The organism is Marinimicrobium sp. (assembly GCF_002695945.1).
GTDB lineage: Bacteria > Pseudomonadota > Gammaproteobacteria > Pseudomonadales > Cellvibrionaceae > Marinimicrobium > Marinimicrobium koreense.
Window position 1 is genome coordinate 64813 of sequence record NZ_NZQP01000015.1, and the last position, 8435, is coordinate 73247.

The 8435-nt window shown below is 59.3% G+C and carries 7 protein-coding genes; 2 read left to right on the top strand and 5 right to left on the bottom strand.

The window, feature by feature from the left end; translation table 11 throughout:
* Positions 1-107 precede the first annotated feature (107 nt).
* Positions 108-1256, bottom strand: coding sequence for an endo-1,4-beta-xylanase (locus CMG77_RS02270; protein WP_502691730.1), 1149 nt, complete (start codon positions 1254-1256; stop codon positions 108-110).
* Positions 1257-1487: 231 nt separating this feature from the next.
* On the opposite strand from CMG77_RS02270, the gene pip reads away from it, so the two are divergent.
* Complete coding sequence (gene pip, locus CMG77_RS02275) at positions 1488-2459, top strand: prolyl aminopeptidase (RefSeq protein ID WP_286903538.1); 972 nt, start codon at positions 1488-1490, stop codon at positions 2457-2459.
* 11 nt (positions 2460-2470) lie between these two features.
* On the top strand, positions 2471-2908 hold the full coding sequence (dtd, locus tag CMG77_RS02280; protein WP_286903539.1) for a D-aminoacyl-tRNA deacylase: 438 nt from the start codon (positions 2471-2473) through the stop codon (positions 2906-2908).
* Positions 2909-3959: 1051 nt separating this feature from the next.
* Here the strand turns inward: dtd and CMG77_RS02285 are convergent.
* From CMG77_RS02285 to ubiE, 4 genes are all read right to left on the bottom strand, one after another.
* Entirely contained in the window at positions 3960-4934 is a 975-nt protein-coding gene (locus CMG77_RS02285; RefSeq protein WP_286903540.1) for a substrate-binding periplasmic protein, read from the bottom strand.
* Positions 4935-5059: 125 nt separating this feature from the next.
* Entirely contained in the window at positions 5060-6724 is a 1665-nt protein-coding gene (ubiB, locus tag CMG77_RS02290) for a ubiquinone biosynthesis regulatory protein kinase UbiB (RefSeq protein WP_286903541.1), read from the bottom strand.
* Between the two features lie 2 nt (positions 6725-6726).
* Positions 6727-7350, bottom strand: coding sequence for a ubiquinone biosynthesis accessory factor UbiJ (locus CMG77_RS02295; protein WP_286903542.1), 624 nt, complete (start codon positions 7348-7350; stop codon positions 6727-6729).
* A 1-nt stretch (position 7351) separates the two neighbouring features.
* Positions 7352-8101 carry a bifunctional demethylmenaquinone methyltransferase/2-methoxy-6-polyprenyl-1,4-benzoquinol methylase UbiE gene (ubiE, locus tag CMG77_RS02300; RefSeq protein ID WP_024462140.1) on the bottom strand — a complete coding sequence of 250 codons (750 nt, stop codon included), beginning with the start codon at positions 8099-8101 and terminating at the stop codon, positions 7352-7354.
* Between the last annotated feature and the right edge of the window lie 334 nt (positions 8102-8435).

The window sequence follows — 8435 nt, forward strand, 5'->3', positions numbered from 1 at the left end:
GGCGAGGATGTCAGGCACTGTGAAGAATGGTGTATACAGCCTAGCACAGGCCGTGTGAAGAAGGGTTAAGCGCGGGGCCGAAGGCCCGCGCGCTCAATGGTACGGATTCAGCGTTTGAGGTCCGCCACGGCGAAGTAGGCCGGTTTGGGTTGTATATCGCGATCGAACAGCAGTGGGTAGTTGGTGCGACCACCCACCGGGAAGTTGTTTTTCCAGGATTCGCCATCGTGGGTGCCCCAGAGGGTAATCCGGTCGATCTTGTCCCGATGCTTGAGGAACAGCTTGAACATTTCGACGTAGCGCTCGGTCAGTCGCTCCTGCATGTCCTCGGGCAGGCCGTCCGGGTAGGGGTTCAGCTCGTCGGCATACTCGAAGTTGTCCGAAATGTTTGCCCCGGTGTGCTCCCAGGCGACCGGCAGCACGTCCACTTCCAGCTCGGTGCAGTGAATGCGCATGCCTTCGGCGGCGTAGGCCTCGATGCTGGCTTCGAATTCACTCAGGTCCGGGTAGTCCAGGCCCACGTGGCTCTGCAGGCCCACGCCGTGAATCGGTACGCCGCGCTTTTTGTAATCGCGCAGCACGTTGACCAGAAACTCCCGCTTGCCCGGNTTGTGCATATTGTAGTCGTTGTAGATCAGGTGTGCGTCCGGGTCCATTTCGTGGGCCAGGCGGAAGGCGCGCTCGACATAGTCGGCGCCGCCCATGGTTTTGAACCAGGCGCTCTCTCTCCAGCCCTTGTCTTCATCGATCGCTTCGTTGACCACATCCCAGATCTTGATTTTGCCTTTGTAGCGCTCCACCAGGGTGCGAATGTGGGTGTCCATCCGCTTGATCAGCTCCTGACGGTCAATGGGGCGGCCGTTCGGGTAGACGAAAAAGTCCTCAGGCACCTGGGAGTGCCACACCAGGGCGTGACCGACGATGTCCATATTGTGCTGCAGGCCGAACTCGACAAAGCGGTCCGCCAGCTCCCAGTCCCACTCGCCCTGGCGGGGCTGGACCAGCGCGGACTTCATGCAGTTCTCGGCGGTGATGGAGTTGAACTCCTTGGCGATCAGGGCTTTCAAGTGCTGGTCGTCGTTGGCCAGAGTCTGATTGCTGATGGCGGTGCCCACCAGGAAGTCATCCCCGTAGAGATTTTTCAGTCCGGTGCGTTCGGCGGCACCGTTGATGGCACAGGCCTTGAGATTGGCCAGGGCCGCCAGTGAAGCGCTGCCCAGCAGGAATTTGCGTCGGGAGATGGGGTTCATAAGCATGACCTGTCATGTTTGGGCCCGACCTGAACGGCGGGCGTCTATCTTATATTCAGGGTGACCATTAAAGCATGGATAACGGCGCTGGAAAAGTCTTTGGCGCCACTCGTGCCCCAGGGACACGGAGGAATCTGCCGCCGTTCGCGGCGCGGGGGTTGCATCTTCTCTACACTGGGTTATAAAGGCACATCGAGTTTATAAAAACCGTTTCTGGCACAGCATTAAAGGGCCACTATGCTCACCTACTTCCCCGAAATCAAACCTTACGAGCGCCACCAGGTTCCGGTTGGCGATGGTCATCAGCTCTACGTGGATGAGTCCGGTAACCCCGATGGCATCCCGGTGCTGTTCGTTCATGGTGGGCCCGGTGCCGGCTGTGGGCGGTATGATCGTCGCTACTTTGACCCGGAGTGTTATCGCATCATCCTGTTTGATCAGCGCGGTGCCGGTCGATCCACCCCCCACGCCAGCCTGGAGGGTAACAACACCCAGGCGCTGGTGGACGACATGGAGGAGATTCGCCGCTTCCTGGGGGTGGAGAAGTGGGTCCTGTTTGGCGGCTCCTGGGGCTCGACGCTCAGCNTGGTGTATGCCGAAACCCACCCGGAGCGGGTCCTCGGGCTGATNCTCAGNGGCATTTTTCTGTGCCGGCCGAAGGATCTGGCGTGGTTTTATCAGGGCGGGGCCGCCCATGTATTTCCCGATTACTGGAAGGACTTCCTGCAGCCGATTGCCGAAGCCGACCGGGGCGAACTGATTTCGGCCTACTACCGATTGCTCACCGGCGACAACGATCTGCTCAAGATGGGGGCGGCCAAGGCCTGGTCCATCTGGGAGGGACGCTGTGCCACCCTGCGACCCAATCACGAGGTGGTGGAGTCCTTCTCCAAGCCCCATCGCGCCCTGGCNCTGGCCTGTATCGAAGCGCANTACTTNGTGAATCAGGCCTTTCTGGAACCGGANCAGATTGTGCGCAACGCCCATCGGTTGTCCGGTATNCCGGGGGTGATTGTCCACGGCCGATACGACATGGTGTGTCCGCTGGACAATGCGTTCGANCTACANCAGGCCTGGCCNGACGCCGAGTTGCAGATNATCCGCGAGTCCGGGCATTCGGCGTCCGAACCCGGCACCGTCGATGCCNTGGTGCGGGCCACCGAAGATATGGTTCGTCGGTTGCGCCACGAAGAAGATAANCTGGCCTGAGGTCGCTTNNGATGTTGGGNCTGATTCAGCGTGTCAAACACGCCAGTGTTGAGGTGGAGGGGCANACGGTAGGCCGAATTGATTCCGGNCTGCTGTTATTCCTGGGNGTCGAAAAAGAAGACGATGAGGCGAGCGCCGAGGCGTTGNTGAAAAAGGTTCTGGCTTATCGTGTGTTCCCGGANGCNGAGGGGAAAATGAATCTGAACCTGCAGCAGGCCGGNGGCGGGCTGCTGGTGGTCTCACAGTTCACNCTGGCGGCCGATACCCGCAAGGGCCTGCGNCCGAGTTTCTCGCGGGCNGGCTCGCCNGCGTTGGCGGAATCGCTNTACGATCATTTTGTCNGTCGGGCCNGNGAGTTTCACGANCCGGTNGCCACCGGGGTGTTCGCCGCCGATATGCAGGTCAGNCTGCAGAACGATGGACCNGTGACNTTCATGCTGTCTAGTTGACGGTGGCNGCGTCGAGGCTGAAGCGGGCNCACAGATCNTNGGGCCAGGGGCGTATCCAGGCATCGCTCTGTTGAAGCAGGGCCGGGTCACTGTGTTGCGGNTTGCACAGNTAGAGTAGGGTGCGCTGCTCGAGGTTGAGCTGTTCAAACACCGCAATGATCAACGGGTGAGCCCGGAAAAATTCATCGAATGAGCCGTCGGCTCGCGCGCGCTTCAGGCCTTCCTCGACCCTTTCGGCCAGTAGGGTATGCTCTTTGTTGACGTAAAAGTACACCGGCCAAGGATAGGCTAGCACCAGGCTCGACTCGACGGCCAGGCCGCTGATATCAAAACTCTCCGCTTCGCTCATCACTTCCTGTGCCCCGCGCGGAAAGAAATCAAAACGCCCCGCCCGCAGCATCCGGAACAGGGACTCGTATTTACTGGTTGTGGTGACGGGAATGCCATGCATTCGCAGCACCTGCACATCGAACCAGGTGTCCCCCTGTCCGGCCCGAAATGCGCGCAAGTCCTCCAGCTTTTTCACCTGGTTGAACCGGGGTTGATCATCGGCCCGGATAAACGCAATGCGGTACCCCATCAGACCTTTCAGCAGGGGAAAGGGAATGGCCCGGAAGCGTTCGTTGCGCTCAGGCATGACCGTGGCGTCAATGATGTGAATGTTTTCCTGGCGGGACAATTCCTGATACAGGCGCGCCTGGGGTTTGGCCTGTTGAGACAGGATAACCTCACAGGGGCCATGATCCTGGGCGGTTTTATCCAGCGCTAGTTGTAGCAGTTGGGCGAAGTAGTTGCGATGGTCGTGGCGGACTTCTGCACGAAGCGGGAGCACCAGTTGATCCGTGTTTGTGCCGGGGCTCAGTTGGCAGGCGGCGCTGGCAGGGACACTGAACATTAGGAAGGGCAGGCTCGTTATGAGAGCCGCCAGCGCCTGAAAAAACCACCGGCTTTGCGACGTGCCTGGGCGGCCCAGTTCAGAGGCTGAAGCCTCCTGATGTGTCGGTGGCAAAGGCTGGCTCACGGTGAATGATGGCTCCACAACGAAATCGGTTTAATCAAGTGTAGGAATACTCGCATTATCACACAAGCGTTTTGGCCAGGGCCGAATCCAGGCATCGGGCCGCTGAAGCAAAGCCGGATCCCGGTGGTGGGGGTGACACAGGTAGAGGGTGGTTCGCTCAAACAGGTTCAGCTCGGTAAACACTTCGCGAATTATGGGGTGGTCATTGAAAAACTGATCGAAGGAGCCATCGTCCATGGCTCGTCGCAAGCCGGTTTCCACCCGGTCCGCCAGCGCGACATTGTCTTTGTGAACGTAAAAATAAACCGGAGAGGGATAGGCCAGCAGTAAATCCGGTTCAATGATCAAACCTTCGGTATCAAAATTGGCCTGCTCATCGAGAATTTCCTGAGCGCCGAGGGGGAAAAAGTCGAACCGCTCCGCCTGCAACATCCGAAACAGGGATTCGTATTTCGGTGCGGTGACCACAGGGATGTCGTGGGCTTTCAGCAGCGTGGCATCAAACCAGCTTTCCCCCTGTCCGGCCCGAAATGTGCGCAGGTCATCCAGGGATTGGATGTTGGAGAAGGTTTCTTTATCTGATTCCCGGATAAAAAACAGTCGATAGCCCATCAATCCCTTCAGCAGCGGTACCGGTACCGCCCGAAAGCGTTCGCTGCGTTCCGGCGTTGCCGTGGCATCAATGATGTCGGCGCCGGTTTTACGTTCAAGGTCGAGGTAGCGGCGCACTTGCGGTTTGTAGCCTTCCGGAACGGTCACCCGGCAGGGGCCGTACTCGGTTTCGGTTTTGTCCAAGGCCAGTTGCAGCAAGTCTTCATAGTAACTGCGATGGTCGTGCCTTGCTTCATGGCGCAGTGGTAACAGGACGCTCGGTACATCCTCGCCATCGCGCAGCGTACAGGCGGCTTCACTGGCCAATGGGGCGAGGGTTGCGGTCAGCCAAAGGGCAGGCAGGGACAACCAGCGGGACGCACAGGCGCGGCCGGTTGCGCGATAATCAGGCATGTCTCACTCTCGGTCACGGCGTTGTGTTGATGGGGGCTATGTGTGCCCCTTCGTATTGTCAGCTCTAATCAACAGTAGCCTATTGCCGAAAGAAAATCCATAAGGAGTGGCGCAATAATCATCCTTTATTTGCGCAGGATCAAGACCGCCAAACCTAGGGTCAACAAGGCCCAGCTTTCTGGAGGAATCTGCCCCCAGTCAATGCGTTCGGCCCAGGCGGTGAGGGGACCCCCTAAATGGGGCCAAGCGGTAATGCCGGAGCCGATCAGTGCCAGGGTGGCAATGACGGTGCGCCGACGTCCCCGGCGCCGGTTCTGCTGCTGGCGCTGCAGCTCCTGGGTCTGGGCTTCCAGGTGATGGGATACCTTGCTCAGGCTCTGCAATTGTTGCAGGCCACCGAAAATCAGCTCCGGCACCTGAGGAAATTTTTCCATCCACTCCGGCGCGTAGCGCTGGAACTGTCCCCACAGTGCTTTGGGGTGGAAGCGATCTTTCAGCCAGCGCTCGAGGAAGGGGTGGGCGGTGACCCACAGATCCAGATCCGGATAGAGCTGGCGGCCCAGCCCTTCAATATTGAGCAGGGTTTTCTGCAACAACACCAGTTGCGGCTGAACTTCCATATCGAACCGGCGCGCGGTGCGGAACAGGCTCATCAACAGGTGCCCGAATGAAATGTCTTTCAGCGGTTTTTCAAAAATGGGCTCGCACACGGTGCGCACCGCGGCTTCGAGTTCCTCGACCCGGGTGCCCTCGGGGACCCAGCCGCTTTGCACGTGCAGCTCGGCGACCTGCCTGTAGTCGCGCCGGAACATGGCGAGCAGGTTGCGCGCCAGGTAGTACTGATCTTCCCGGGTCAGGGAACCGACAATGGCCATGTCCACGGCAATGTACTTGGGGTATTCCGGGTTTTCAGTGGCGACAAAAATGTTGCCCGGATGCATGTCCGCGTGGAAAAAATTGTGCTCGAACACTTGCTTGAAAAATATCTCCACACCGCGTTCAGCCAGCGCTTTCATATCCGTGCCCTGGGCGTGAAGTTCATCAATATGGGTCACGGGAATGCCGTGAATGCGTTCCATCACCAGCACGTTATTGCGGGTGTAGTCCCAGTAGATTTCCGGAACATACAGGAGCGGAGAGCCATCGAAATTGCGGCGAAGCTGGGAGGCGTTGGCCGCTTCGCGTTGCAGGTCCAGTTCATCGAAAATGGTGCTGCGATAGTCGCGTACCACGTCCACCGGGTGCAGGCGTTTGCCGTCGATGCTGTAACGCTCCACCAGTCGGGCGATCATCATCAGCAGACGCACGTCCTGCTCGATGATCCGCTCGATACCGGGGCGGACAATTTTAATGACCACACGTTGGCCATTGTGCAGGGTGGCGCCGTGCACCTGGGCCACCGACGCCGAAGCCAGCGGCTCCTGCTCGTAGCTGGCAAACACGGTATCGACGCTTTCCCCCAGACCCCGCTCGACCAGAGCACGAAATTCGGACTTGTCGAACGGCGGCACTTTGTCCTGCAGTCGGTTCAGATCGTCCATCATGTCCGGCGGCACCAGATCCGGACGGGTCGAGAGCAGCTGACCAAACTTGATGAAAATCGGGCCCAGGTCTTCCAGTGCCCGGCGCAGTCGCTCCCCCCGGGTCATCTTGCCGGCGGGTTTGAGTTTGCACGGCAGCAGGAACAGCCGCACGTACCAGGGCAACTGACCGGGCGGAATCAACAGATCCAGGCGGTAGCGCCAGATGACGAAACTGATGGTGAGCAGGCGACGGAGTACGACTAACACGCTTAGTCCTTAGTGGTTCGGTGCAAAAGAGTATGCAAGTGTTGAATTCTCGCTTCGGTGCGCTCCAGCGCCAAGGCCAGCTCGTCCACTTCCCGATAGAAATTGTCCAGCTCGGCGCGACCGGGAACCAGCCCCGCCTCCTGGGTAATGAACTCGCCCAGCAGTCGACGGGCCTGGCTGTCTCGCGCCTTCAGCCAACGGCCTCCCGAGCGCAGCAGTTCCGCACCCTGATGGCCGAGCACATCGCCGAGCACTTCACTCAGGGCTTCTTCCCAGTCAATATCCAGTTGTCCGAGAGTACGTTGCAGTGACTGAACCAGATGGGGGCTGCCTTCCAACTGCACACCGGAGCCCGCCAGACTGGTCTGTTCGCCGCGCGCCAGACCGATAAAGTTTTTCAGTGGGCCGGTCAGTCGCGTTTGAATATCGCCTTCCCAGTGACTGCTGAAACTCAGGCCTTCTCCGGGAAGGACGTACACCGTCCACTCGGGTTGCGTAAAGTTCAGCGCCAGCACTTGCCCTTCGAGCTTGCTGAGTGCGAGCCGGCTGGCGGGGTCATAGCGCAGGGCGCGCTGGACAATGGTTTCGGCGGCCGTCAGGGCAGCGGTGGTCAGCGTGGCATCCATATCAGGGCTTGATGCCTTTGTGCAGGGCCACCACGCCACCGGTCATGTTGTGGTACTCGGTGTTCACAAAGCCGGCGGCATCCATCATGCCCTTCAGGGTTTCCTGGTCGGGATGCATGCGGATGGACTCGGCCAGGTAGCGATAGCTGTCGGCATCGTTGGCGACCACTTTGCCCATGAAGGGCAGCAGCTTGAACGAGTAGGTGTCGTAGGCTTTTTCCAGCAGCGGGTTCTGCGGTTTGGAGAACTCCAGCACCAACAGCCGCCCACCGGGTTTGAGCACCCGCAACATGGAGCGCAGTGCCAGGTCCTTGTCGGTGACATTGCGCAGACCAAAGGCGATGGTGATGCAGTCGAAGGTGTTGTCCGGGAAAGGCAGGTACTGGGCGTCGGCCTGGGCGTATTGCAGGTTGCCGGCGATGCCCCGGTCGGTCAGCCGGTCGCGACCCACGTTGAGCATGGATTCGTTGATATCGGCGAGCACCACCAGGCCGTCCGGCCCGACTTTTTTGGCAAAGGCGTAGCTCAGGTCTCCGGTACCGCCGGCAATGTCAAGGATGGTCTGTCCGGGACGGACCGCTGCCAGTTCGATGGTAAACCGCTTCCACAACCGGTGGACGCCGCCGGACATGAGGTCGTTCATCAGGTCATAGCGGGCCGCGACGGAGTGAAATACGTTCGCCACACGGCTGGCCTTTTCCTCAACGGCCACCTGCTCGTAGCCAAAATCGGTGGTTCTCTTCTCGCTCATGGGGTCATCCATCATCGGAATTCACAGGGCCAACATTGTACACGCTAAGCGGGCCCTGCAGTATGTTCGGCGGGAGCATTACGACCGGGCCGGGAAGGGGTAGACCTTCTCAAGACACGCCGTGAACCCATCCCTGGGGGCTCGACGCGCGGAGTCCCTCCGCTTACGGTCTTGAGAAGGTCTACCCCTCCCCGTCCCTCAGTGCCAAGCGGAAAGTTGTTTTTGGTGCTAGTGGCGTAGGGCGATGAGATGGTCTCCTCCCCTCCTTAATCGGCATCGCAATGTGCCAAGATAGGGGAGGAAAAAGTTCCTATCTGAAATGAGTGGGAGGAGA